Annotated in this window: 22 protein-coding genes; 10 read left to right on the top strand and 12 right to left on the bottom strand. The window is 61.2% G+C overall.

The window, feature by feature from the left end; genetic code table 11:
• The first annotated feature begins 16 nt into the window (after positions 1-16).
• The 5 genes from moaA to AC1DWG_RS23460 all read left to right on the top strand — a co-directional run bounded on the left by moaA (position 17) and on the right by AC1DWG_RS23460 (position 7042).
• Positions 17-1015 carry a GTP 3',8-cyclase MoaA gene (gene moaA, locus AC1DWG_RS23480; protein ID WP_477788412.1) on the top strand — a complete coding sequence of 333 codons (999 nt, stop codon included), beginning with the start codon at positions 17-19 and terminating at the stop codon, positions 1013-1015.
• A gap of 5 nt (positions 1016-1020) precedes the next feature.
• Entirely contained in the window at positions 1021-1920 is a 900-nt protein-coding gene (locus AC1DWG_RS23475) for a bestrophin family protein (protein ID WP_477755215.1), read from the top strand.
• 76 nt (positions 1921-1996) lie between these two features.
• On the top strand, positions 1997-3952 hold the full coding sequence (locus AC1DWG_RS23470; RefSeq protein WP_477764044.1) for an acetoacetate--CoA ligase: 1956 nt from the start codon (positions 1997-1999) through the stop codon (positions 3950-3952).
• A gap of 209 nt (positions 3953-4161) precedes the next feature.
• Positions 4162-6699 carry a PAS domain-containing hybrid sensor histidine kinase/response regulator gene (locus tag AC1DWG_RS23465; protein WP_477764043.1) on the top strand — a complete coding sequence of 846 codons (2538 nt, stop codon included), beginning with the start codon at positions 4162-4164 and terminating at the stop codon, positions 6697-6699.
• Positions 6700-6766: 67 nt separating this feature from the next.
• Positions 6767-7042, top strand: coding sequence for a peptidylprolyl isomerase (locus AC1DWG_RS23460; protein WP_008066899.1), 276 nt, complete (start codon positions 6767-6769; stop codon positions 7040-7042).
• Positions 7043-7155: 113 nt separating this feature from the next.
• On the opposite strand, the gene AC1DWG_RS23455 is transcribed toward AC1DWG_RS23460, so the two are convergent.
• The 8 genes from AC1DWG_RS23455 to AC1DWG_RS23420 all read right to left on the bottom strand — a co-directional run bounded on the left by AC1DWG_RS23455 (position 7156) and on the right by AC1DWG_RS23420 (position 13770).
• Complete coding sequence (locus AC1DWG_RS23455; RefSeq protein ID WP_477764042.1) at positions 7156-8088, bottom strand: sugar kinase; 933 nt, start codon at positions 8086-8088, stop codon at positions 7156-7158.
• A gap of 83 nt (positions 8089-8171) precedes the next feature.
• Positions 8172-9389 (bottom strand): amino acid deaminase, encoded by a 1218-nt coding sequence (locus AC1DWG_RS23450; RefSeq protein WP_477764041.1) that lies wholly within the window; start codon positions 9387-9389, stop codon positions 8172-8174.
• A gap of 39 nt (positions 9390-9428) precedes the next feature.
• The gene (locus AC1DWG_RS23445; RefSeq protein ID WP_477788434.1) at positions 9429-10193 is read right to left on the bottom strand and encodes an IclR family transcriptional regulator; all 765 of its coding nucleotides are present in this window, start codon (positions 10191-10193) and stop codon (positions 9429-9431) included.
• A 134-nt stretch (positions 10194-10327) separates the two neighbouring features.
• A complete protein-coding gene (locus AC1DWG_RS23440) occupies positions 10328-10717 on the bottom strand; it encodes a RidA family protein (RefSeq protein ID WP_477755210.1) in 390 nt (129 codons plus the stop codon).
• A 28-nt stretch (positions 10718-10745) separates the two neighbouring features.
• Positions 10746-11540 (bottom strand): amino acid ABC transporter ATP-binding protein, encoded by a 795-nt coding sequence (locus tag AC1DWG_RS23435; RefSeq protein ID WP_116260650.1) that lies wholly within the window; start codon positions 11538-11540, stop codon positions 10746-10748.
• A complete protein-coding gene (locus AC1DWG_RS23430; protein ID WP_477764040.1) occupies positions 11537-12199 on the bottom strand; it encodes an amino acid ABC transporter permease in 663 nt (220 codons plus the stop codon). The genes AC1DWG_RS23435 and AC1DWG_RS23430 overlap by 4 nt, the downstream gene beginning before the upstream one ends.
• An 8-nt stretch (positions 12200-12207) precedes the next feature.
• On the bottom strand, positions 12208-12870 hold the full coding sequence (locus AC1DWG_RS23425) for an amino acid ABC transporter permease (protein WP_108217292.1): 663 nt from the start codon (positions 12868-12870) through the stop codon (positions 12208-12210).
• Between the two features lie 51 nt (positions 12871-12921).
• Positions 12922-13770 (bottom strand): transporter substrate-binding domain-containing protein, encoded by an 849-nt coding sequence (locus AC1DWG_RS23420; RefSeq protein WP_477764039.1) that lies wholly within the window; start codon positions 13768-13770, stop codon positions 12922-12924.
• A gap of 371 nt (positions 13771-14141) precedes the next feature.
• Between AC1DWG_RS23420 and wecB the strand changes: the two genes are divergently transcribed.
• Genes wecB through AC1DWG_RS23400 form a run of 4 tightly spaced genes read left to right on the top strand, consistent with a single transcriptional unit; the run spans position 14142 to position 21503 of the window.
• A complete protein-coding gene (gene wecB, locus AC1DWG_RS23415) occupies positions 14142-15293 on the top strand; it encodes a non-hydrolyzing UDP-N-acetylglucosamine 2-epimerase (RefSeq protein WP_477764038.1) in 1152 nt (383 codons plus the stop codon).
• Positions 15290-17464: a cyclic di-3',5'-guanylate-activated glycosyltransferase NfrB gene (gene nfrB / locus AC1DWG_RS23410; RefSeq protein ID WP_477764037.1), complete on the top strand. Its 2175-nt coding sequence runs from the start codon at positions 15290-15292 to the stop codon at positions 17462-17464. Before wecB ends, nfrB begins: the two co-directional genes overlap by 4 nt.
• Positions 17461-20625, top strand: coding sequence for an NfrA family protein (locus tag AC1DWG_RS23405; RefSeq protein ID WP_477788411.1), 3165 nt, complete (start codon positions 17461-17463; stop codon positions 20623-20625). The genes nfrB and AC1DWG_RS23405 overlap by 4 nt, the downstream gene beginning before the upstream one ends.
• Positions 20625-21503: a DUF4434 family protein gene (locus tag AC1DWG_RS23400; protein WP_477764035.1), complete on the top strand. Its 879-nt coding sequence runs from the start codon at positions 20625-20627 to the stop codon at positions 21501-21503. The genes AC1DWG_RS23405 and AC1DWG_RS23400 overlap by 1 nt, the downstream gene beginning before the upstream one ends.
• A 127-nt stretch (positions 21504-21630) precedes the next feature.
• Here the strand turns inward: AC1DWG_RS23400 and AC1DWG_RS23395 are convergent, their stop codons facing one another.
• Positions 21631-22035, bottom strand: a complete 405-nt coding sequence (locus tag AC1DWG_RS23395) for a MerR family transcriptional regulator (protein WP_477788410.1) — start codon at positions 22033-22035, stop codon at positions 21631-21633.
• 76 nt (positions 22036-22111) lie between these two features.
• Here AC1DWG_RS23395 and AC1DWG_RS23390 point away from each other — a divergent pair, with 76 nt between their 5' ends.
• Entirely contained in the window at positions 22112-23338 is a 1227-nt protein-coding gene (locus AC1DWG_RS23390) for an NADH:flavin oxidoreductase/NADH oxidase family protein (protein WP_477788409.1), read from the top strand.
• A 7-nt stretch (positions 23339-23345) separates the two neighbouring features.
• On the opposite strand, the gene AC1DWG_RS23385 is transcribed toward AC1DWG_RS23390, so the two are convergent.
• From AC1DWG_RS23385 to AC1DWG_RS23375, 3 genes are all read right to left on the bottom strand, one after another.
• Positions 23346-24992 (bottom strand): phospholipase D-like domain-containing protein, encoded by a 1647-nt coding sequence (locus AC1DWG_RS23385; RefSeq protein ID WP_477764032.1) that lies wholly within the window; start codon positions 24990-24992, stop codon positions 23346-23348.
• A gap of 193 nt (positions 24993-25185) precedes the next feature.
• Positions 25186-25731, bottom strand: a complete 546-nt coding sequence (locus tag AC1DWG_RS23380; RefSeq protein WP_477764031.1) for a vWA domain-containing protein — start codon at positions 25729-25731, stop codon at positions 25186-25188.
• A 119-nt stretch (positions 25732-25850) separates the two neighbouring features.
• Positions 25851-26858: a magnesium chelatase ATPase subunit I gene (locus AC1DWG_RS23375; RefSeq protein ID WP_477788408.1), complete on the bottom strand. Its 1008-nt coding sequence runs from the start codon at positions 26856-26858 to the stop codon at positions 25851-25853.
• Positions 26859-26989: the final 131 nt, after the last annotated feature.

Raw genomic sequence — 26989 nt, 5'->3', positions numbered from 1 at the left:
GCCAGGAGAGGAAGTCATGTCAGAACGAGTCCTGATCGATGGGTTTGCAAGGCGCGTGGACTATCTGCGGATGTCGGTCACCGACCGCTGCGATTTCCGTTGCGTGTATTGCATGGCCGAGGACATGCAGTTTCTGCCGCGCCAACGGGTGCTGACCCTGGAAGAGATTTACCAGGTTGCCGAAAGCTTCGTCGCACTGGGCACCCGCAAGATCCGCCTGACCGGGGGCGAGCCGCTGATCCGTCCGGGCGTGGTGCAACTGTGCGAGAGGATCGCCGCCCTGCCCGGCCTGCGTGAACTGTGCATGACCACCAATGGTTCGCAGTTGGCCAGACTGGCCGAGCCGTTGTTCGAAGCCGGGGTCAAGCGCCTCAACATCAGCCTCGATTGCCTGGACCCGCAACGTTTTCGCGAACTGACCCGCACCGGTGATCTGGCGCAGGTGATCAAGGGCATCGACGCCGCCAACCAGGCCGGCTTCCGCAACACCAAGCTCAATTGCGTGGTGATGAAGGGCCGCAACGACCATGAGATCAATGATCTGGTGAGCTTCGCCATCGACCGCAACCTCGACATTTCCTTTATCGAGGAAATGCCGCTGGGCACCATCCACGAGCACAGCCGCGCCGAAGCGTTTTTCTCCAGTGCCCAGGTCCGTGAACGCATCGGCGAACGCTACACTTTGATTGATTCCGCCGAGTCGACCCAGGGTCCGTCGCGCTACTGGCGCCTGGCCGAGGCGCCGCAGATTCGCCTGGGGTTCATCTCCCCCCACAGCCACAACTTTTGTGGCACCTGCAACCGGGTGCGACTGACCGTGGAAGGACGTCTGCTGCTGTGCCTGGGCAATGAGCACGCCGTGGATCTCAAGGCGGTCTTGCGCAGCCACCCCGGACAGCCCGAGCGCCTGGAAAAAGCCATTATCGAGGCGATGAAACTCAAGCCTTATCGACACAACTTCGAAGTAAACGACGATGTTCAGGTCATTCGCTTCATGAACATGACGGGCGGCTGAAACCCATGATCGTGAGACCCAAACCCAACCTGATCGGCGTGCTGACGTCCCTCAAGGGTTCGATTGCCAAACGCATCGCCTGGCGCAGCCTGATGGTGACGCTGCTCGCCTCGGCCATCGTGCTCATCGAAACCTTGCACCCCAGCTACTTTTCCAAGGTCAGCGCCACGCCCTTCACGCTGCTGGGTTTGTCGTTGTCGATCTTCATGAGCTTTCGCAACAACGCCTGCTACGACCGCTGGTATGAAGCGCGCAAGGCGTGGGGCGATGTGATCGTGGAAGTCCGCTCGATGATTCGTGAAACCCTGGCTATCAAAGACACGGATGAGCGACACACGGTCCTCAGCAACCTGTGTGGCTTTGCCCATGCCCTCAACGCGCGGCTGCGCCAGGAAAACGAACTGGCCGCCAGTGGCGACTGGCTGCAGCCGATGCCCAAGGGCAACACCACGGACGTCAGCGGGCAGATACTGATGCAGGTCGGTCAGCAGTGCTCGGCACTCAACGAGTCAGGGGCGATCAACGACTGGCGCTACACGCTCATGGCCAACCACCTGACCAGCCTGACCCATGCCCAGGCCGTCTGTGAACGAATCAAGAACACCCCGCTGCCGTTCCCCTACACCCTGTTGCTGCACCGCACCATTTACCTGTTCTGCATCCTCTTGCCGTTTGCCATGGCCGAACCCCTGGGTTGGCTGACACCGATTTTCACCGCGATTGTCAGCTACACCTTTTTCGGCCTGGATGCGATTGCCGATGAACTGGAAGACCCCTTCGGCCGCGACGAAAACGACCTGCCCACCGACGCCATCGTGCGCAACATCGAGCGTGATGTACTGGCGGCCCTGGGTGTGACAGAGTTGCCGCCACAGCTGGAGCCGGTGGATTTTGTGTTGAACTGATTTCCAGCAAAAAAGCAAAACCTGTGGGAGCGGGCTTGCCCGCGAATGGATCTAAAGGCATAAGAAGAGGCAAACCATGTCCGACATCCTCTGGCAACCTGACGCCAAACGCATTGGCAAGACCCGCATGGAGGCCTTCCGGCGTTTCATCAATCAGCGGCATCACCTCAAGATCGACGACTACCCTGCCCTGCACCAATGGTCCATCGAGCAACGCCCGGACTTCTGGCAGGCCATCGTCGACTTCTTCGACATCCGCTTCCACGAGCAACCTGACGCGGTGCTGCTCGAAGGCCCGCAGATGCCCAGCGCCCAGTGGTTCCCCGGCGCAACGCTGAACTTTGCCGAACACCTGCTACAGCGTCGCGATGATGCGATCGCCGTGGTAGCCGTTGGCGAAAACGGTCTGCGTGAACATTTGACCTGGGCCGAACTCGCGGAACATGTCGCCGGCTTTCAAAACGGGCTGATAGCAGCCGGCGTCAGGGTTGGCGACCGGGTCGCCGCGTGCATGCCCAACACCTGGCAAACCCTGGTGGCCATGCTCGCCACCACCAGCCTTGGCGCCATCTGGTCCTGCTCTTCGCCGGACTTCGGCACCCAAGGGGTGGTTGACCGTTTCGGCCAGATCGAACCGAAAGTGCTGGTGACCTGCGCCGGTTATCGCTACGCCGGCAAGGACATCGACCAAACCGCCAAGGTCAACGAGATTCTCCAGCGTCTGCCTTCGCTGCAACAGTTGATCATCGTGCCTTACGCCCGGCCACACGCGCACATAGAAGAATTCCGCACCCAGGCCAATGTGACGTTGTGGGACGATTTCTACACGCCCGGCGGCGAGCCGGATTTCGTCCCCGTGCCCTTCGCCCATCCGCTGTATATCCTCTACTCCAGCGGCACCACCGGCGTACCCAAATGCATCATCCACAGCACCGGCGGCGTGTTGCTGCAACACGTCAAGGAACACGGCCTGCATGGTGATCTCGGCCCCGGTGAACGGCTGTTCTACTACACCACCTGCGGCTGGATGATGTGGAACTGGCTGGTGTCGGCGCTGGCGACAGGCAGCTCCGTGGTGCTGTACGACGGCTCGCCGTTCCACCCCGAGCCGCAGCGCCTGATCGACCTGATCGACGACGAGGGCATCAGTGTCTTTGGCACCAGCCCCAAATACCTCGCGACCCTGGAAAGCAGCGGTATCAAGCCCCGTGAAAGCCATGACCTGAGCAGCCTCAAGATGCTGCTATGCACCGGCTCGGCGCTGTCACCGCAGAGTTACGACTTCGTCTATCGCGACTTCAAGGCTGACGTGTGCCTGGCCTCGATGTCCGGTGGCACCGACATCGTCTCGTGCTTCGTCAACGGCAACCCGATGTCGCAGGTCAGGCGTGGCGAGATCATGGGCAAGAGCCTGGGCATGGCCGTCGAAGTGTGGAACGACGAAGGCCACCCGGTGAGCGGCGAAAAAGGTGAGCTGGTCTGCACCCGGCATTTCCCGGCGATGCCCATTGGCCTGTGGAACGATCCCGATGGCGAGAAACTGCGCCAATCCTATTTCAGCCTGTTCCCCGGCGTCTGGGCCCAAGGTGATTACGCCGAACAACTGCCCCATGGCGGGATGATGATCCACGGTCGCTCCGATGCCGTGCTCAACCCCGGCGGCGTGCGCATCGGCACGGCGGAAATCTATCGTCAGGTGGAGAAAGTCCCCCAGGTACTCGACAGCGTGGCCATCGGTCAGCAGTGGCAGGATGACGTGCGGGTGGTGCTGTTCGTACGCTTGCACGACGGGCTCGAACTGGACGAGGCGCTGCAACAGCAGATCCGCCAGACGATTCGCGCCAACACCACGCCACGCCATGTGCCGGCGAAGATTGTCGCGGTTACCGACATTCCCCGGACCATCAGCGGCAAAGTCGTTGAGTTGGCAGTACGCAATGTGGTGCACGGGCAGAAGGTGAAGAACACTGATGCGCTGGCCAATCCCGAGGCGCTGGAACAATTTCGTGACCGGCCCGAACTCAAATCCTGAAGCGCCACAATCCCCTGTGGGAGCGGGCTTGCCCGCGATTGCGGTGGTTCAGACAACATCTGCGTCGGATGTGAAACCGCTTTCGCGGGCAAGCCCGCTCCCACAGGGTTCTGTGTCGCTTGACCGCTCACCCTTGACGGGTCCTCCACAATCGACCACCTGTGCAAGAATAGAGGCCAGCCAAAGCGACTCATGTGCAGGACTCCCAGATGAACGCAACACCAACCGCCAGCGATGCCCAGGCCTTGATCGCCCGAATCGACTGGGCAAGCAGCCCGCTGGGCGCTGCCAGCACTTGGCCACAAAGCCTGCGAACCGCCGTGGACATCGTCATTCACTCACCGATGCCGATGCTGCTGCTATGGGGCCCGCAGCTGACGCAGATCTATAACGACGGCTTCGCCCTGCTCGCCGGAAGCAAACATCCACACGCTTTCGGCCAACCGACACACCTGATCTGGCCAGAGTTGCAAGACTTTACCGACCCGATATACAGCGCCGTCCTGCAAGGTCAGGTGCGAACCTACAGCGAGCAGCGCTTTACCCTGCAACGCGGGGACCGGGAATCCGACTTCTGGCTCGACCTGACCTACAGCCCGATCCGTGACGAAAGTGCCAAGGTGGCCGGGATCCTGGTCACCGCCATCGAAACCAACGAACGCCGGCGCATCGCCCTCGAACTCGAACAGCGCTCGGCGGCCAGCCTCAAGGCCCAGCGTGAAACCGAGGAGCGCCTGCAACTGGCCCTCGCCGCCACCGATGCGGTCGGCACCTGGGACTGGGACATCAGCGAGGACCGTTTCATCGCCGATGCGCATTTTGCCCAACTGCACGGGATCGACCCGGCCATGGCCAGCCAGTTGCCGATCAGCGAGTACCTGCACGGCGTACACCCGCAAGACCGCGCCCTGATCGCCCGCAGCATCAAGCATTGCATCACCCACGGCACTGAGTACGCCGAGGAGTATCGCCTGCTCCAAACCGACGGCCAGATGCGTTGGGTGTTTGCCCGCGGTCGCTGCTACAAGGATCACCACGGCCGGCCGATGCGCTTCCTCGGCGCCGCCCTGGACCTGACCGAACGTAAACACACCGAACAGGCCCTGCGCCAGAGCCAGACCGAGCTGCAACTGATCATCAACGCCATGCCGGTCCTGATCAGTTACGTTGACCGCGAAGAACGCTTTCGCCTGAACAATGCGGCGTACCTCGACTGGTACGGGCTGACGCCGCAAGAACTTTACGGGCGAACCATTCTTGAAGTGATCGGCGAAGAAGCCTATGCACTGCGCGCCCCGTACATCACTGAGGCGCTGTCCGGCCGGCCCTGCTGTTTCAGCATCAGCACGCCACACCGCGACGGCAGCATCCGCCAGGCCTTGATGAATTACCTGCCACGCCACGGCGCAGACGGCGCGGTAAACGGTTTCTACATCTTCGTGATCGATGAAACCGAAAGCAAAAAGACCGAAGAAGCCCTGCGCAACCTGAACGAAACCCTTGAGGAACGGGTTGCCGCCCGCACCCGCCAACTGGCCGAGGCCAACGAGCGCCTGCAGAACGAGATGTTCGAACGTGAGCGTGCCGAAGACGCCTTGCGCCATGCCCAGAAAATGGATGCGGTCGGCCAGCTTACCGGCGGCATCGCCCATGACTTCAACAACATGCTCACTGGCATCATCGGCAGCCTCGACCTGATGCAGCGCTACATCGCCGACGGCCGTGCCAGCGAGATCGGCCGATTCACCGAGGCGGCAGTGTCCTCGGCCAACCGTGCCGCCGCCCTCACCCATCGCTTGCTGGCGTTCTCCCGGCGACAGTCGCTCAACCGCAAGCCGCTGAACCCCAACGAGTTGGTTCACTCGCTCGAAGACTTGTTCAGTCGAACCAAGGGCGACCACATCGAACTCAAACTGCAACTGGCCGAAAACATCTGGCGGATCAGCACGGATGTCAGTCAGTTGGAAAACGCCTTGCTCAACCTGGTGATCAACGCCCGGGACGCCATGCCGGATGGCGGCGTGCTGCAGATCGAAACCGCCAATGTGTACCTCGACGGCAGCGACATCACGACCCTGGAACCACTCAAGCCCGGCGACTACGTGATGATTACCGTCAGCGACAACGGCACCGGCATGACGCCCTTGGTGCTGGCCAAGGCATTCGACCCGTTCTTCACCACCAAGCCCATTGGCCAGGGCACTGGCTTGGGCTTGTCGATGATTTACGGTTTCGCCCAACAATCGGGGGGCCACGTCAGTCTGTTCAGCCTGCCTGAACGGGGCACCAGCGTGCGCTTGTACCTGCCGCGTCTGCATTCGGCCGAGTCGGAAAAAGTCCTGTCGCCCGTCGGCGGCGAGGCACCGGCGGCGATTGCCGGCGAAACCGTGATGCTGGTAGAGGACGATGCGGCGGTGCGCATGCTGGTACTGGACCTGCTCAAGGAGCTCGGCTACCGCGCCCATGAAGCCGAAGATGCCAAGAGTGCCCTGCCGGTGCTGGAGTCAGACCTGCGGCTGGACCTGTTGGTGACCGACGTCGGGTTGCCAGGCATGAACGGCCGGCAACTGGCAGAAATCGCCCGCCAGCACCGCCCCGAACTGAAAGTACTGTTCATGACCGGTTACGCGGAAATCGCCGCCGAACGCCAGGGTTTCCTCGAAGAAGGCATGGACATGGTGGCCAAACCGTTTTCCATCGACCTGCTGGCCAACAAGATTCGCACGATGATCGGTCAACCAAACTGAGTTGAGGCATAATCGCGCGCCCCCGCTGCCACCCACATAGCCACCACCGTTGCAAGGTAACCGCCACATGAAAGCTCAAGCCCGCCATATTCTGGTGAAAACCTCGGAAGAAGCCGAGCAGCTCAAACAACGCATCGCCAAGGGTGAAGCGTTCGATGTCCTGGCCAAGAAGTACTCGACCTGCCCCTCGGGCAAGCGCGGCGGTGACCTCGGTGAAGTACGCCCGGGGCAGATGGTCGGCGTGATCGATGCGGTAATCTTCAAAAAACCGCTGCGGGTGGTGCATGGGCCGATCAAGAGCAAGTTCGGCTATCACCTGGTGCAGGTGTTTTTCCGGGATTGATGGTTTGGCTTGAGGGCCGTATCGCTGGCAAGCCAGCTCCTACAGGTACGCGTAATTTTTGTAGGAGCGGGCTTGCCCGCGAACCGATGGCGCAGCCAGCGGCCACTCAACGCTTACTTCGGGATCAGCGCCCCTGGTACCTGAATCACCCGGCTCGCCAACCGATGCCCGGCCTCGGCAGCTTGCGAAGGGCTGCCGCCCTTGAGCCGCGAAGCCAGATACGCGGCACTGAATGAATCCCCCGCCGCCGTGGTGTCCACCACCCGCGCTACCTTCTGCGCCGGCACCTCGAATGACTCGCCATCACAACGAATCAGGCACGCTTCGGCGCCGCGCTTGAGCACCACCTCCGGCGTACCCATCTGCTCATACGCAGCGAACACCGCCTCACAATCGGAGTAACCGAACAACGCCTCTTCGTCATCCACTGTCAGCAACGCCAGGTCGACATGCGGCAGCACACGGCGATACGCCGCCCGGGCGTCCTCGACCGACGCCCACAGCCGTGGCCGGTAGTTGTTGTCGAACACAATTCGCGCATCGCACTGGTGGGCTTCGATCAGGGTGTTCAGCAACTTTTCCCGGCCTTGCACGCCGAGTACCGCCAGGGTGATGCCGCTGAAGTACAGCACGTCGTAATCCGGCAGCGCCGCAAGGATCGGCACGGCGGCCGGGGTGGTGAAGCAATCGCGTACCGCCGCTTCGTTGCGCCAGTACAGAAAGCGTCGCTCACCGGCGGCGTCAGTCTGTATGCAATACAAACCCGGCAGACGTCCCGGCAGGCGCTGAACCATGCCGAGCCCGATATTTTCCTCCGCCCAACTCTGGCACATCGCGTCGCTGAAACTGTCATCGCCCAAGGCGGTGACGTAATCCACGGTGCCGTTCTCTCCCAGTTCCCGGGACAGGTACACCGCCGTGTTCAAGGTGTCGCCACCGAAGCTCTGTTGCAGGCTGCCGTCGGCGCGATGCTGCAACTCGATCATGCATTCGCCTATCAGGGCGATGCGTGGAGTGTTGGGGCCCAGGGTGTTGATGGTGTTCATACGCGGATTTCTCTTTTGTCTGGTAGGGCCTCTTCGCGGGCAAGCCCGCTCCTACAGCGAAGGCCGCGCCTCGGTCCTGCACCTTAGAAACAGGTTTCCATGGTCTCGATGACGTTCAGTTGCTCGTCCACCAGACAGCCGACACGCCACTTGTCGAACGTCAGGCACGGGTGCGATGTGCCGAACGAAATGATGTCGCCCACCCGCAGACCAACCCCTGGCGCCACGGTCATGAACGCATGCTGGTCCATCACCGCGGTCACCTTGCACGCACTCACGTCATCGCCTTTGGCCGGCACCACACCCGCCTTGTACCGCAACAACGGCACCGGCAAGCCGGCGTCGTAGGCCACGTCGCGCTTGCCCAGGGCAATCACCGCAAACCCCGGCTCCGGCAATGACTGCACGTGCGCCCACACTTCCAGCGCCGGACGCAGGCCTTCGTGCAGATCGCTGCGACGGTCGAGTACGCAGCACTGCGCCTCCTTGTAGATGCCATGGTCGTGAGCCACGTAACTGCCAGGACGCAGCACGCTGAGGAAACGTCCACCGGCGTTCTGCGCTTCGAAGGATTCGGCAATCAGGTCATACCAGGCCGAGCCCGACGCGGTGATGATCGGCTTGGCAATGGCGAAGGCGCCGCTGTCCTGCAACTGCACCGCCAGGCGCACCAGTGACGCGGCGAAATCGCGGATACCGGTCACGGCGTGATCACCATGGATCACGCCTTCGTAGCCTTCGATCCCGGTCAGGGCCAGGGCCGGTTGCGCGACGATGGCCTTGGCCAGATCGAGCACTTCCTGCTCGCTGCGGCAACCGCAACGACCTCCGACTACGCCGTATTCAATCATGACGTTCAGGCGCACGCCGCGGGAGGCGAAATAGGCGCCGAGGTCGGCGACGTTGTCCGGATGATCGACCATGCAATAGAAATCGAACGTCGGGTCGGCCAGCAGGTCGGCGATCAGCGCCATGTTCGGCATGCCGACCAACTGGTTGGCCATCAACACCCGGCGCACGCCATGGGCGTAGGCGGCACGGGTTTGCGTGGCGCTGGCCAGGGTGATGCCCCAGGCACCGGCGTCCAGTTGGCGACGGAACAGCGCCGGGGTCATGCTGGTTTTGCCGTGGGGCGCCAGTTCCGCGCCGCTGTTGCTGACGAAGTCCTGCATCCAGCGAATGTTGTGTTCCAGCGCCTCGCGGTGCAGTACCAGCGCGGGCAGGCTGACGTCACGCACCAGGCTGGCACCGATCGGCGCAGCGCCTTTGTCCACGTTGGCAGTATGGGGGGCAGAAAACATGGTCGAACTCCTCGTTCACGGGGCCGCAGGCAGCCGCTGTTATTCGTTGATGCGACGGGCCAGGCTGTTGGCGCTGTCGATCAGCACCCGGCGGTAGTCGTTGTAATTTTTCTTGGCATCGGCCCGTGGGGCGACGATGCACAGGGTCGCGATGGCCACGCCGTCAGGGTCTTTGACTGGTGCGGCAAAGCAATGGGTAAAGGTGTCAGCGACGCTATCGAAAGAGAAAAATCCATCGATCCCGGCCTGACGGATTTCCTTGAGAAACTGTTCCAGCGGCAAGCGTTCGCCGTCGGGCAGGATGAAGTCGTCGTGGTCGATCAGGTCGACGATTGCCTGGTCGCTCAGGTGCGCCAGCAACAGCCGCCCGGAGGCGGTCCAGGGGATGGGCGCGTTTTCGCCGATGTCCGAGGAAATACGGAAATGCCGTTCCCCCTCCTTCATCAGCGCAACGGTGTATTTGCGCCCGTTGAGCAGACACATCTGCGCCGTTTCATGGGTCTGGCTGACGATTTCCTGCAGCGCGTGATCGGCTTCACGGGTCAGGTCGAAATGGCGCAAGTGGGCCTGGCCGAGAAAGTACAACTGACGACCGAGGTAGACATGACCGTCCTTGCCCACCGGCTCCAGGATCCGCCGTTCCAGCAGCGAGGCCACCAGTTCGTAGACCGTGGATTTGGGGCTGCCGATGCCGTTTGCAATGTCGTTCGGGCGCAGTGGCTGGCCGATCTCCTTGAGGAAATCGAGGATATCGAACGCCCGGTCCAGACCGCGTGCCCGGCGCTTGATGGTGTCTTCGGTCATTTCAGTGGTTCCCATTCAAAGTCGCCCGTAGGAGCTGCCGCAGGCTGCGATCTTTTGATCTTGCCTTGGCAGCACCCATCAAAAAACGCCAGAAGATCGCAGCCTTCGGCAGCTCCTACAAGAGCAACCGCCGATCAAGCCTTTTTCTTGTAAGCAATACAGTCGATCTCCACCTTGCAGTCGACCATCATGTTCGCCTGCACACAGGCCCGCGCCGGGGCGTGTTCGGGTTTGAAGTACTCGGAGAAGACCTTGTTGAAACTCGTGAAATCCCGCGGATCCTCCAGCCACACGCCAGCACGCACCACGTCTTCCAGGCCGAAACCTGCCTCTTCGAGAATCGCGATCAGGTTTTTCATGGTCTGGTGGGTCTGCTCGACGATGCCACCGACAATGATCTCGCCGTCCACCGCCGGCACCTGCCCGGAAACGTGCAGCCAGCCATCGGCTTCAACGGCGCGGGCGAAAGGGCGAGGCTGACCGCCAGCGGCGGTGCTGCCGGTGCCGTAACGAGTAATGCTCATGGGTGTTTCTCCTGCTTTGAAAATAAAGTTAAAAGCGAGTGCTTTTGAGAAATTCCGCCAGTCGTGGCGATTGCGGGCGCTCGAACAGGTCCTTGGGTGGCCCCTGCTCTTCGATACGCCCCTGATTCATGAATACGATCTTGTCCGAAACCTCGAACGCAAAGCGCATTTCGTGGGTCACCAGCAGCATGGTCATGCCGTCTTCGGCCAGGCCCTTGATCACGCTCAGCACTTCACCGACCAGTTCCGGGTCGAGGGCCGAGGTCACTTCGTCGAACAGCATCAGGCTTGGGTTCATCGCAATCGCCCGGGCAATCGCCACGCGCTGCTGCTGCCCGCCAGACAACTGACCGGGAAAGTGATCACGCCGTTCCAGCAGGCCAACACGCTCCAGCCATTTCTCGGCCAGGGCCACCGCCTCGTCCTTGTGCAGTTTCTTGACCTTGAGCAGACCCAGGGTGACGTTCTGCAATGCAGTCAGGTGCGGAAACAGGTTGAACTGCTGGAACGCCATGCCGGTCATGGCGCGATGGCGGGCAATGACTTTTTCCGGGTGGCGAATGCGTTTGCCGTTGACCTCGTCATAACCGATGGATTCACCGTCGAGCAGGATCTGCCCGCCCTGGAACTCTTCGAGCATGTTCACGCAGCGCAGCAGCGTGGTCTTGCCCGAGCCGCTGGAACCGATCAGCGTTACCACGTTGCCGCGCTGCATGGTCAGGTCGACGCCCTTGAGCACTTCAAGCTGGTCGTAACGCTTGTGCAGGCCGCGAATGTCCAGCAGGGGTTGGCCGTTTTGTGCATTGGTTTGAGTCTGAGTCATGGCAAAGCCACCCGCTTTTCAATGTGCCGGCCGAGTAACTCGATGCCGTAGTTGATGACGAAGAACAGGAATCCGGCGAACAGGTAAAACTCCAGAGTCATGAAAGTCCGGGCGATGATCTGCTGGGTGCTGAGCAGCAATTCCGCTACACCAATCACCGACAACAGGGTCGAGGCCTTGACGATCTCGGTCGACGAATTGACCCAGGTCGGCAGAATCTGCCGCAACGCCTGGGGCAACAGCACGTAGCCGAGGGCCTGGTAGAACGTCAGGCCAATGGCCTTGCTCGCTTCCATCTGCCCACGCGGCAAGGCCTGCAAGGCACCGCGCACGATCTCGGCGACATGGGAGCCGCAGAACAGCGTCAAACCCAGCGCACCGGCCTGGAACGCGCTGATCTGCCAGCCCAGCGCCGGCGCCATGTAAAAGCACGCCAGCACCAGCACGAACACGGGCGTGCCGCGAATCACATCGACATAAAAACGAAACGGTGCGCGCATCCAGAATTTGCCGTAGGTCAGCACCAGCCCGGCGACGACGCCAACCAGTGTGCCGAGCAAAATCGCCAGCACCGACACCTGGACGCTGGTCAGGAAGCCTTGCCACAGCACTTCCCGCGCCACCCACAACTCATGCAACCAACTGGGGGATTCGTACATGGGGCCTCCTATCGGCGAATCGCCAGACGCTGTTCGAGGTAACGCAGCATCATGGCAATGAGGTAACAGGCCGCCACATAAAGCGCCGTGGTCACCAGCCAGGTTTCAATCACCCGGTAGCTCTCGACATTGATCTTGCGCGCGTAATAGGTCAGCTCAGGTACGGCAATCGCGGCCGCCAGCGAAGTGTCCTTGAACAGCGAAATGAAGTTGTTCGACAGGGCCGGCAACACATTGCGCAGCATCACCGGCACGGTGACGTAGGCCTTGACCTGCCACTCGCCCAGGCCAATGGCCAACCCTGCTTCTCGCAGCCCCTTGGGAATGCTCAGCAAGCCGCCGCGAAACACTTCAGTCAGGTACGCCCCGGCATACAGCGACAGGGTGATGATGAACGAGGGGATCTTGTCCAGCCGGATCCCCAGGCTCGGCAACGCAAAGTAGATCAACAGGATCAACACCAGGATCGGCGTGTTACGAATCACCGTGACATACACCGACGCCAGCACCCGCAATGCGCGATGCCTGGACAGCAAGGCAAACGCCATCATCAGGCCGATCACGCAGCCGATGGCGATCGACACCAGCGCCAGTTCAAGGCCCATACCGAGCCCCGCCAGCAAGGTGTCGAAATCGCGCCAGACGGCGGCAAAGTTCAACTGATAGTTCATGGTCAGAAGTACCTTGAGCGGGGCGACTCAAATCGCCCCACTCTCACGGAATCATTTGAATTCGACGGGGAAGCCAATCGCCGGCGTTGGCAGATCCACACCGAACCACTGCTTGAACGACGCCGCGTAAGTCGGGAACTCAACGCCGGTCATGGCTTCATGCAGGGTGGTGTTGACGAAGTTCAGCCAGTCCTGGTCGCCGCGCTTGACCGCGCACGCATAGGTCTGCGGGCTCCAGGCGTAGGCCGGGCTGCGGTAACGGCCGGGGTTCTGCACCATCAGGTATTTCACTGAAGACTGGTCGGTGGCCGCCGCGTCGGCGCGGCCGGAGTTCACGGCCTGGTACATCAGGTCCACACTGTCGTACTGATCGACCTTGGCCTTGGGCAGCGCCTGGTGCACCAGCTCTTCGGCATAGACGTTTTGCAGCACCGCCACGGTGAGACTGTCACCGGCGGCTTTCATGTCATCGATTTCCTTGTACTTGCTGTTCGCCGGCAGCAGCAGGCCGACACCTTCGCGGTAGTACGGCAGGGTGAACGCCACTTGCTGGGCACGGCTGGCCGTCACGGTGATGAACTGGCAGCTCATGTCGACCTTGTCGGTCAGCAGGTTGGGGATACGTGCGTCGGACGACTGCACCACGAACTCGACTTTGCCCGGATCGTTGAACAAGCCCTTGGCCACCATGCGCCCGATATCAATATCAAAGCCTTGCAACTTGCCATCCGCGCCCTGGAAGTGCCACGGCGCGTTGGTGCTGCCGGTGCCTACAATCAGTTTGCCGCGGGCCAGAACGCTATCGAGCTTGCTGTCTGCTGCCTGGGCCACGCCCATGGCAGCGGCAGAAGCTGCGAAAAGAAAAACACACGCTTTGAACAAGGAAGGTCGGCGATGCATGGCAAGCACTCCAGGGTGATGTTTATTCCGTTATACCGGAACTATGTATGTAACAACGGAATAGACAGCAGAAAGTGTGCCACCGGATGTGGAGGAAATGTGAGCGAGATTGAAATTTGTTTTGAATCAGGGGGATGCATGCAAACAGGAAAAATCGTTACCAAACGCACGGCCTCCTGACCGCTACCGTTGGCTACAAAGGGCGGGTATCTGGTTCACAACCGGGCGCAGATGAACCCATTCGAAGCAAGACCTGCGAGCCAGTGCAGTTCATTGGACAACGCCCCACCCGACTGCTTTATTCTATGTCCGAGAAATAGCCGGTTTTAGCAGCCGCGACGTATCCGGCGCGTGCGGTCCCAGGAGGGTTGATGTCATTTAAAGTCATGATGGTTTTCGGTACGCGTCCGGAGGCCATCAAGATGGCGCCCTTGGCGCGGGTCCTGCGCAATTGGCCGGGTATCACCCTGAACATCTGCTCCACTGGCCAGCACCGGGAAATGCTCAAGCAGGTCCTCGACTCGTTCGAACTGACGGTCGATGAAGACTTGCAGGTGATGACCCAGGGCCAGACGCTCAACGGCCTCTCCGAACAATTGCTGGGGCAGCTCGACAAAGCCTACGAGCGGGTGCAACCGGATGTCGTGCTGGTGCACGGCGACACCACCACCAGCTTCATTGCCGCCCTCGCCGCCTTCAATCGCCAGTTGCCCATCGGCCACGTCGAGGCGGGTTTGCGTACCGGCAACTTGCGCGCACCCTGGCCGGAGGAAGCCAACCGGCACCTGACCGGGGTCATCGCCGACCTGCATTTCGCGCCGACCGCCAATAACGAAGACAACCTGCTGCGCGAAGGTGTGTCCAAGGCCAACATTGAGGTCACCGGTAATACGGTGATTGATGCGTTGGTATGGATGCGCAATCACCAACAGGAAACCCACTGGCACCCGGCGGCCGACTCGCCGCTGGCCGTGCTCGACGACAACAGGCGCATGGTGCTGATCACCGGGCATCGCCGGGAGAACTTCGGCGGCGGCTTTCGCAACATCTGCCTGGCCCTGGCCACCCTCGCCGAACGTTATTCCGATGTGCAATTCGTCTACCCGGTGCACCTCAATCCGCAGGTGCAAAAGGCGGTCTACAGCGTTCTCTCGGACAAACCCAATATCTATCTGGTAGCGCCGCAGGATTACCAGCATTTCGTCTGGCTGATGGGCCGCGCGCATTTCATTCTCACCGATTCCGGTGGCATCCAGGAGGAAGCCCCCGCCATTGGCAAACCGTTGTTGGTGCTGCGCGATGTCACGGAGCGGCCATTGGCGCTCGAAGGCGGAACGGTGGTGCTGGTGGGCACCGACACCGATCGTATCGTCAAGGAATCGAGCCTGTTGTTCGATGATGACGCCACCTTCCAGCGCATGAGCCGGGTCCATAGTCCTTATGGCGACGGACACGCCAGCGAACGCATCGCCAATCGCCTCGGCATCTGGTTGAAACACCGGGCGGCGGGTAAAGCCGTATGAACCTGGCTTTTGTCGACTTTTTTGCCTATGCGTTGTTCGCACTCAAATACCTCGCGATTACCCTGGCCCTGCTGATGTTCATACTCGGGCTCGATGACCTGTTCATCGACCTGGTGTACTGGACCCGCAAACTGATCCGGCGCTGGCGGATCTATGAAAAGTTCAAGCGCGCCGATGAGCAACGGCTGTACTCCATCGGCGAAAAACCCCTGGCGATCATGGTGCCGGCGTGGAACGAAGTCGGCGTGGTCGGCGAAATGGCGCGCCTGGCCGCCTCGACCATCGACTACGAGAACTATCAGATTTTCGTCGGAACCTACCCCAACGACGCCGAGACCCAGGCCGACGTCGATGCGGTGTGCCTGCACTATCCCAACGTGCACAAAGTGGTGTGCGCGCGCCCCGGCCCCACCAGCAAGGCCGACTGCCTGAACAATGTGATCGACGCGATCCTGCGTTTTGAAAACGATGCAAAAATCCAGTTCGCCGGCTTCATCCTGCACGATGCCGAGGACGTGATTTCGCCCATGGAATTGCGCCTGTTCAACTACCTGCTGCCGGCCAAGGACCTGATCCAGATTCCGGTCTACCCCTACGCACCGGAATGGAAAGGCTTCACCGCCGGGCACTATGTCGACGAGTTCGCCGAGAACCATGGCAAGGATGTCATCGTGCGCGAGGCCTTGACCGGGCAAGTGCCCAGCGCCGGGGTCGGCACTTGCTTCAGCCGCAAGGCCATCAGTGCCCTGCTCGAGGACGGTGATGGCATTGCGTTCGACGTGCAGAGCCTCACCGAGGACTACGACATCGGTTTTCGCCTCAAGCAAAAAGGCATGAAGTGCATCTTCGCCCGCTACTCGGTGACCGACCCGAAACTGGCGCTTGAACAGCCTTGGGTGTTCGGGATGGACCGTGCGTTTTCCCAGGTGATCTGCGTGCGCGAGCACTTCCCCAGGGATTTGCGGCACGCGATCCGCCAGAAGTCACGATGGATCGTCGGTATAGTGTTCCAGGGCACCAAGAATCTGGGCTGGAGCTCCAAGGGCCTGCTCAATTATTTTCTGTGGCGCGACCGCCGTGGCCTGATTGCGTACCTGTTGAGCTTCCTGGTGAACATTCTGCTTCTGGTGTTGCTGGCGATGTGGCTGGTCACCGTGATCACGCCGAATGCCTGGCGGTACCCGTCGTTCCTCTCCGACAGCACGTTGTTGGCGACCCTGCTGTGGCTCAACGGTTTCATGCTGCTCAATCGGCTGTTTCAGCGCGGTTGGTTTGTCACCCGTTATTACGGTCTGGGCGAAGGGCTGCTGTCAGCCCCCCGAATGATGTGGAGCAATTTCGTCAATTTCTTCGCCAACCTTCGAGCGCTACGCCAGGTGATGCAAATGGGCGATTCACGTCGCGTCGCCTGGGACAAGACCACTCATGAATTTCCGGCCCTGGCCGAGGCCCAGCGCACACCGCTGGGCCATCGACTGGTGGAAAAAGGCCTGCTCACTGAAGATCAACTCGAGGCAGCGATCACCAACCCGGTACGCCGGCGCCTGGGTCACGAACTGCTGCTGCGCGGACACATCGACACTACGCAACTGGTGCAGACCCTGGCCGAACAGCTGGACCTGGAATGGGCGCCACTCAATCCGTTCAAACTCGACAAGCGCCTGATCGATGCGGTGCCGCGCAAAATCGCCACACACTATGGCGTGCTGCCGGTCGCCGAGGAAAACGGAACCTTGGTGCTGGCTTCCGAAGGTCCGGTGAGCCAGGTGTCTCTGGGAGCCATCAGCCGTCAACTGAAACGCCCGGTGCGTTGCCGCCTTGCACCACAAGGTCGGGTTACGCTGGGGATCCGCTACTGGTACGCCAGCCCTCGTCAAAGCGAGGAAGTACATCAGATGCTTGAGGTGCTTGAGCAACATCAGGACGACGAAGACCTGATCGAGCGCGTCAGCCATCACCAGGTGTTGCTGGGCAACCTGTTGCAAGTACGCGGCATGGTGCCGCCAACCCTGTTCAATCAGGCGCTGATCGATTTCGATGCGGAAAAAATGTCTCTAGGTGAACACTTGATTGAACGCGGCATGATCACCCAGGAAATCCTCGAACAGGCCCTGTCCGATCAGACGAGCGAGCAGCACGCTGCCTACTGCATTGCCCGGGAGGTCGTATGAAGCCCGTCCATCGTCAAACCTTGATGGCCGGTAGCCTGTTGCTCTGCCTGAACACGACAGCGTGGGTGCAAGCCGAACCGTTGACCGATTTCGATCAGTTCCGCAGTTACCCCTATATGGACCGCAGTTACCGCGAAGCGAAAAACGGCAACTGGAAGGAAGTCGAACGGCTGATGCGCCACCTGCTGAGCGAAGTGCCAGGAAACGATGAAGCGCGGGCGTTACTGGTGCAATCGCTGGTCAAGCAGCAACGCTACGAAGAGGCCGTGCAAGCGCTACCGGATACCCCGGCCAACAGCGACACCCTGCTCAATCTGCGCCTGGCCTGGATCGAGCAGGATCCGCCAGACAGAAAACAGGTGGAGCAGTGGATAGCCTCCAGCAATCTGGAGCATCGCGTGCGCCTGTGGCAGGCCTACAGCGCCAGCCTGGCCAAGCGCGGCGGCGCGGCCTCGGCCCATGACTGGCTGGCGCAACTGCCACCCAAGGGTGATGAGCAAGCGCTGCAACAGGCCCGGGCCAACTGGTCCGAGCAACTACGCGATTGGGATGCCACCATCAAAGAACTGGCACCCCTGGCCGCGAACCAACAACTCGATGCCCAAAGCTGGCAACGCCTGGCCAACGCCTACGTGCAACGCCTCGACGAGCAACCTTTGCAGCAATTGCTGCAAACAGCACCAAGCCCGGAAGCCGCGCGCAAGACTCGACAGGCCATGGTCGATCGGGCGATTGCCATGGGCCACATTCAGCAGGCGCAACGCTGGATGCAATCGCTGCCGCCCGCCGATCTTGCCGATCCGGCGCAACGCCAGCGTCTGTGGGAACTGGCCCGGCAAACCGGCGACAGCGCCACGGTGCAACGCTTGAGTGGCGAGTTGCAGCGTCCGTGCCTTGAGACGGCCGAGTGGCTGTCCCGCCACGACCCGCACGCCGCGCTCAGTCAGTTGCAAAGTTGCCCGCCCGACGCAGATCCGCAGACCTGGCTGATTCTCGCCCAGCGCCTGCAAGCTACCGAACTGCTGCAAAGCACTCGTTTGCCGGAGCCCTGGGACACGCGACGCCGTGAACGTCTACTGGACGCCTGGCAGGATGAGGGCCGCAGCGACAAAATCATGGCCTATCTCGCCAGCCAGCCGCAGACCGCCGACGTGGTCAAACGCCGCGCTGAACTGCTCCAGGCATCGGATCACAACAGCGAAGCGGCGGCCTTCTGGGAACGGCATTACCAGCAGACCGGCAACCTCGATTCGCTCAATCAGGCCACTTACCTGGCGCTGAATGCCGGCCAACGCGAACATGCGCAACAGTTGCTCGAGAGCGCCTTCGACCGCCACGGCGGTAAGCTGCCGACGCCCCTGCTGCAACGGTTGGCGGGGTTGTATGCCGCGTCGACGCCGACTGCGGCACAACAGCAACGCATCGCTTCGCTGCTCAACCGCGTCGACCCCGCCACCCGCGGCCAACTGCTGGCGCAACTGGCGGAAAACGGCCAGTGCGACGCGGTTCAACAGGCAATTGGCGATCTCCCGCAAGCCGCGGGCGACTACCGCGCCCTCGGCCGTTGTGCAATGCCCGAGCGCCCCGGTGAAGCGGTGGTGTATTACCAGACCGCCGAAAAAATGGGCGACCAAAACAGTCGTTTGCCACTGGCTTACGCCCTGGAAGCTGCCGGAGACTCGGCGGGTGCCCTGGCCATCTGGCGCAGCATTCCGGACGCCGAACTCAGCGACAATGCCCGCCTCACTGCCAGCCGCGGCGCCCTGAATATCGGCGATACGCAAACGGCCGAACGCTACTGGCAACTAAGCCGCACCCGTGGCGCCAATGAGTGGACGTTGGGCGCGGCGATTGCCGATGCCCGGGGCGATCACACGCTCGCGCTACAGCGTCAGCGCTCCGCCCTGCTGCTGGTACCGGATGCCGAGCATTTCTATGCGGCCTCGGTCACGGCGCAAAAGGCCGGCGACCTGCAACAAAGTACCGAATGGCTGGCCGAAGCGGTACGCCGCGAACCGGACAATCCCCGCTATCGTGCCGACTACGGCGTGCACCTGGCCGGTGCCGAGACCCGGACAGAACGAGCCCGCGCCATCCCGTATCTGCAACGCGCCACCCAGGATTTCCCGGAAGACTATCGCCTCGGCGAAACCCTCGCCTGGCGTTATGACGAGGTCGAAGACAGCGCCTCGGCACGCAAAGAACTGGAACGCGTGATCGACCTGGAGCAGAACCCGGTGGCCGCCGATGACGAGGAAGGCAGCATGCAAGCGCGGCGCTATCGCCAGCGCCGCGCTCACGAAAGCCTGTCCCGTCGTGACTCAGTCACCATCGCCAGTACCTGGTCGCCGGCCGGGATATCGACCAACGACTTCGTGCGCCCTGACCAGAGCACCGGCACGCAGCGGCGCTCCAGTTCGCAGAACGTGCAACTGGCCATGTGGGACCACGCATTGGGCGATGAACCCAGCCGCGCCGGCAGCACGCTGTCGGTCTATGGCCGCGTGCTGCTTGGCGGCGTGGGCCGTTCGAGCTATGCCGAATCCCTCGGCACCGGCGTCGGCCTGCGCTACAAGCCCTGGGGCACCGCCAACATCAACTTCTATGGCGAGCTCTACAAACAAAGCCAGTTCGATGACCAGGACAACCATGGCCTGAGCCTCGGCCAGATGCTGGTACCCGAAAAGCTGTCCGATCAGGTGGACGATCATCGTGACGATGGACACACCACCACTGACTACCTGTTGCGCGCCACGGCGTCGTTCCTTGATCAGGGTCGATTCCGCAACGATTGGCGAGTCGATGAAAGCGACTGGGAGGAGCGCTTCCTCTACCTTGACGCGGCGTGGTGGACCAAGGCCGGCGACCATCAATGGCTGTCGCGCTTCCAGCAAGGGCACACCTGGAAGCTGCCGTTCAACGGCGCGCAAACGATCATGCCGTACGGTTTCCTCGAGTTCGCCAGCCAGGACCCGAGCAACGACTGGCGCCAGGATCTGCGCACCGGTCTGGGCCTGCGTTGGCAATGGTGGTTCAACGATGACATTTACAACGCCTATCGCGCACACCTGACTGTACGCACCGAGTATCAACAAGCGTTGGGCGGCAATCTGTATGACGGCGGCAACGGCGTGCTACTGGGCGTGGAGTTGAATTTCTGATGAGGCAACTTCTTTTGGCGTTGTGCCTGTTGCTGGGCAGCGCGGCGACCCATGCCGACGAGCGTATTTTCTACCAGCCGCTCAATGCCGATGCCAACCTGAGCCAGGCGCAATGGCAGCGGATCTGGCAGGACACCGCTCGCCAAGGCGTGCATACGGTGATTGTGCAGTGGACGGCCTACGGCGATTCGGACTTCGGCGGCGCCAACGGCTGGCTTGCGGGCAGCCTGAAACTGGCCCGGGCCCAAGGCCTGAAACTGGTGCTGGGGCTGCGCATGGACCCGGCCTATTACCAACGCATCGATGAGCTGGACAGCGCCGGGCTGGCAACGTACTGGCAAACGCAACTGGGGCAGTCACTGGCCCAGCAGCAGAAGTTGCGCGAGGAGTGGAAACTGCCGGTCAGCGGTTGGTATTTGCCCCTGGAACTGGATGACCTGCACTTTCTGCCACTGGATCGCCGGCAAAGGTTGCAACGCCAGCTCAAGGACTTTGCCGGCAAGCTCGACGCGCCACTGCACATCAGCGTATTCAGCGTCGGCAAACTCGCACCGCAAGTGAATGGCCAATGGCTGGGCGACGTGGCGAGCGCCGGTATTCAGGTGTGGTGGCAGGACGGCGCCGGCACTGGACGTTTGCCACCATTGGTTCGCAACGGCTACGCCAATGCACTGCCCTGCTCCATCGGCATCGTCAGGGAAGCCTTTCGGCAAGTCAGCGCTGCCGGGCAACCCTTCCGTGCCGAACCGATGCCCCTGCAAACTTCATCGCCGGGTTGCCACCCGACGTCAGTGTTCTCCCTACGCTACCGACCGTGGGGTAAGGTGATTCTCGATAACCAGCACAACACCAAGGTCGGCGACGTACAAAACCATTGAAGATGAAGTGCTGAAAAATCGGCGCAGGCTGAACCCACTCAACACCCGGTGACCATCAGCATCGGCCTGCCCCGGTTGCTCGATGGTGACACGCTGGACCAGGCGCTGGTCAAGGTCGATACCTGACCTAATGCTTGAATGACGTCATCACCCGTTCGGTATTTTCATCGCAGGACATGCCTTCGGGCTTGTCCTGAATGGTGTCGATCCACCCCTGCAACTGCGCCTTGCTATGGGCCAGGTGCCGTTGCATCTCTTCGATCTGCTCGATCTTGCGATGCAGGCCCGCCATCAACTCATCGTGCTTGAACGCGCCGGTCACATTATCCGGCAGCAACTGCTTGAGTTCTTCCAGGCTGAAACCGGCCTGTTGTGCGCACTGGATGAGTTGCAGGGTTTGTAGCGCCTGTTGCGAGTAATGCCGATAACCGTTGGAAGAACGCTCGACCTGGCGGATCAAGCCCTGAGATTCGTAAAAGCGGATGCGCGAGGCGGTCAACCCGCTCAACTGCGCCAATTCACCAATCTTCATAGGGGCCTCATTTATTCGCTTGACATTAAAGTTAACTTTAAGCTTAGCCTCTGCTCATCACTTCGAGGAGTCAAGCATGTCGCCCTTCCAGATCTTGAATTTGCCCAACGGCCAGACCATCGGCAATCGCATTGCCAAAGCCGCGATGGAAGAGAACCTCGCGAACACCGATCAGGTGCCCGACCAGGCGCTGTTGCGCCTCTATCAGGCCTGGGCCGGGGGCGAAGCCGGCTTGTTGCTGACCGGCAATGTGATGATCGACCGCCGCGCCATGACCGGCCCCGGCGGTGTAGCGCTGGAGGACGAGCGCCACCTGGAACGCTTCCGCCAGTGGGCCAGCGTCGGTCGGGCCGGCGGTGCGCATTTCTGGGTGCAGCTCAATCATCCTGGTCGCCAGACCATGGCCAACCTCGGCCAGCAAGCCTTGGCGCCATCGGCGGTTGCGCTGGATCTCGGCCAGTTTTCGAAGATGTTCGCCGAGCCCAAACCCATGAGCGAGGACGATATCCAGGAAGTGATCCGACGCTTCGCCACCAGCGCCGCACTGGCGGAGAAAGCCGGTTTTACCGGTGTGCAGATCCACGCCGCCCACGGCTACCTGATCAGCCAGTTCCTTTCGCCGCTCACCAATCGGCGCACCGATCAATGGGGCGGTTCGCTGGAAAATCGTGCGCGCCTGCTGTTGTCCGTCGTCGCGGCGGTTCGCCACGCGGTGTCGCCGCAATTTTGTGTGTCGGTAAAGCTCAACTCAGCGGATTTCCAGCGCGGTGGTTTCGATGCCGATGATGCACGGCAGGTGATCCTGTGGCTCAACGAACAACCGATCGACCTGCTGGAACTCTCCGGTGGCAGTTACGAAGCACCGGCCATGCAAGGCGAAGCGCGCGACGGCCGGACCCTGGCACGGGAGGCGTACTTTCTGGAAATGGCCGGTGAACTGGCCAGCGTGGCGCGGATGCCGGTGATGGTGACGGGCGGGATCCGGCGTTTGGAAATTGTCGAACAGGTCCTCGACAGCGGCATCGCCATGGCTGGCATCGGCACCGCGCTGGCCGTGGAGCCGCACTTGGTCAAGCATTGGCGCGAAGGCCAGAACAGCCATCCGCAACTGCCGCCGATCCGCTGGAAGCGCAAGCCGCTGGCTGCGCTGGCGAGCATGGCGGTGGTCAAATTCCAGCTGCATCGCTTGAGTCGTGGGCGCACCACCCGACCCAAGATTTCGGCGTTGTTGGCGTTGATTATTGATCAGTTATACATCGCCAAACGCACGCGTCAGTATCGCCGGGCCATGAACGCGGACTGATGGATCGCTATTGGCCGGTAAACCGCAGTCGCGACAACATCCGTAGATCCCCCGCGCGGTAATAGTGATCAGTCCAGCTGTTATCCGTCGCCAACGGCTGGACCTGCTTGAGCGCAAGTTTTTTCGCGAAATAACGAAAGCGGTAATGCTCGTAGAACCGTAGCAATTCCAGGCCATAACGGTCTGCCAGATCGGTGTCGCCGCGAATGATCAGATAGTTTTCGTCATTGCCGTTGCTGGCTGCGGCGCTGAGGTTGTGGCTACCGCTTATGATCGTCGGCGCATCACTGGTGAAGTCAGTGACGATGGCTTTGGTGTGCACCAGGATATTGCCCTTCTGACCCTCCCTGCTTTCCTTGAGCCAGCCTTCCAGCCCTTTGTCGAGCAGGGCAACGGTGGTGAATTCAGCGGTGCGGTCGGCGTGAAACCCGGTGATTTCGCTGGCGGTGTTTTGCAGGCCATAGCGCAGGATGTCGTCATGGGGCAAGCCGAGCAAGGCGTTGAGGATGGCGTCGGGCAAGGCGAACGCAGTGACGAACAGCACGTCCTTTTTCGCGGCATTGATGATCGAGACGAACTCATCCAGGTCACCCCCGCCCGAGCGCGGCGAGAACCCGGCGAAAAGTGCCTGCGTCGGATCCATCGGGTTGTGCTGCGTGATCCATTGCCGCGTGGCGCCGACATCTGCCGGCGTGCTCCAGACCTGCTCGAAGGTTTGCAGATAACGGGTACTGAGCCGCGTATCGTCCAGCACATGCACCACGTTGGCCTGACGGTAAACGCCGTTGGGGGTGAAGTTGGTACTGCCGCAGAGTACCGCTTCGGGCTGATACTGCCCCGCTGCGTCGAGCCGACTCAAGACCATGAACTTGTTGTGAAAGATATTGTGGGTGACCCGCCCGCGTTTGTTCGCCTGGGGGATATTTTTCAGGCTGACCTCGTTCAAGACGGTAGTGTCTTCGCCCGGTTGCGCGTGATAAAGGACGCGAACTTTCACGCCGCGTTCCAGCGCAGCCTCCACTGCGTCGACTATCACCTGTAACTGGTACTCATAGATGGCGATATCCAGCGCCCACTGGCCATCGACAGCACGCGCGATAAACCCCAACAAGCGCCCGAGCAAACCGTTCTCCAACCATCTACGCGGGGCATCGGGCCAGGCTTCGATGGGCAGCTTGTTCTTTTTGCCAATGAGTGCATCGAGGTCGGGAAACTTGCGCTCGAACGCCTGACTGGCGGCTACTGCGCGGTTGAAACTGACACTTTGGTTGCCGGGATGGCCATCGTCGGAGGTGACCGTTACCTCCAGGCACTCACCCAGTTGTGGCGCATTGTGGCTGCCGTAGACCAGGTAGACCCGATAATGGATCGTCATCCCCGGATTGACCGCGTAATCGGCCCAGCGGAATTTCTGTAACGGTGCGATATCACTGGGCGTGGCGTGCAACTGGGGGAAGGTATGGTCCTTGTCCGGGAACGTCAGGCTATTGAACAGAAACATCCAGGGTTTGCTGCCCTGCTGTTTTTCAATGGCAAAACCCAACAGGCCAATGCGACGGGATTCGGCCAGGTCCATGGCCAACAGCACGCCATTGGTGCCGGCGTAAGCCTTGACGCGAAAATCGCCCTGTTCATTGACGGCCAGGATACGCATGGTTCACTCCTGTGATGGATTTGCCCAGTGAGCATAGATCGTCGATGAATTTTTACCCTGACGACCCGAAACCGGATTGATGCCGTCGCGAGCAAGTCGGATCGCCGCACCGCCGCTCCCACACTGGATCTTTGCCAGATCTGATGTGGGAGCAACTTTGCTCGCGAAGAGGCCAGCACAGACAGCGCAATGTTCAGCCTGGAAGCAGATCGTCCATATGTCGATAATCCGATTGCAGCTGCGCAGCCAATACTTTGCTGCGCCCAAGACGAATCGGCCCGCGTTCGATGTCGATCACCAGCCCTGGACATTCGATTGCCGGCAGCATGGACCAGTCCTTCAGCCGCCCATCGGTCACCAATAAAAGTCTTTGCTGTTCCGCCGGAAAGCGTTTTTGCCGCGCGGTCAGCCAGTGCCTCGCCTCACCCAGCGCCGCCAGCAACGGCGTTCCGCCGCCTGCGCCGAGCCCATCAAGCCAATGGCGCAAACCGTTGGAAGCCTTCAACCCTTGCACCTGCCACTTGGGCACCGAGCCGCTGGCGGTCAGCAACGCCAGGCGCGCACGTTGGCGGTAGGCATCATCGAACAGCTGCGCCAGCAAGCCTTTGGCATCACTCAACGCCTGATGACGGCGGGTCGAAGCCGACGCATCGACAATCACCAGCCACAGTTCATGGGGCGAACGGGTGCGCAGTTGATACAACAGATCAGCACGCTGACGGGGCCGACCATTAAGCAAGGTGCCGGGCCAGTTGACCGAACCGCTACGTGCTGCATGACGCTTGCCTTGTTTGCCGTGGTCCAGCCGCCCGGCCCGGGGTCTGGCATTCGCCCCCGCGTCACAGCGAGGGCGAATGCCTAGGGCTTTTTTGGCCAGCTCGGCACTTCACGTCGTGCGCCGACCGCCAGTGCCTGGGCCGGCAATTCGCCCCATTGGCCCTGCCCTTCGCTTGGGTTGGCGTGCTGCGGCGCCGATTGTTGCGTCGCCTGGGATGGCTGAGGCGCCGGAGCTGAATGCTCGCGACGACGATGGCGCAAGGCGAACTCGGCGACTGCGTCGATATCTTCCTCGGCGATGGCGTTCGCCCCGCGCCAGGCGGCATGAGCCCGTGCGGCACGCAGCCAGACCAGATCGGCGCGCAATCCATCGACCCCGGCAGCAAAGCAACGCTCGGTAATCTGTGCCAGCGCCTGGTCGTCGAGGGGAATGCTAGCCAGTGCATTGCGTGCGTTCTGGCAACGCTCGCGCAGAGACGCCTGCGCCGATTCCCATTCGGCGCAGAAACCTTGCGGATCACTGTCGAAATCCAGGCGACGGCGGATGATCTGCCCGCGCTCGGTCGGTGCAGTGTGACCACCGAGGGCGACATTCAAGCCGAAACGGTCAAGCAATTGCGGACGCAGTTCACCCTCTTCCGGGTTCATGGTGCCAATCAGCACGAACTTCGCCGAGTGCCGATGGGAAATGCCGTCGCGCTCCACCAGATTGGTGCCGCTGGCGGCCACATCGAGCAGCAGATCAACGAGGTGATCGGGCAACAGATTGACCTCGTCGACATAGAGCACGCCACCGTCAGCCTTGGCCAGTACGCCGGGGGAAAACTGTGCGCGCCCCTCGCCCAGCGCCGCATCGAGATCGAGGGTGCCGACCAGGCGTTCCTCGGTGGCGCCCAATGGCAAGGTGACGAACTGACCGCTGGCCAGCAGGTCCGCCAGACCCCGGGCCAGGGTCGACTTGGCCATGCCCCGCGGGCCTTCGATCAGCACACCGCCGATTTTCGGGTCGATGGCGGTCAGGTACAGGGCCAACTTCAAATTGTCAGCGCCGACCACGGCGGAGAGGGGAAAGTGCGGGGTGTCGATCATCGTTTTATCTCGGTCATGGTCGGTTCACGGACGCCTCAATCCCTGTAGGAGCGAGCTTGCTCGCGAAGTGGCAATTACATTCAACATCATCGTTGGCTGACAAATTGCCTTCGCGGGCAAGCCCGCTCCTA

Source organism: Pseudomonas sp. P4_B3, from assembly GCF_056402295.1.
Note: the sequence above shows the minus strand (reverse complement) of the source record. Positions and strands in the feature narration are given on the sequence as shown.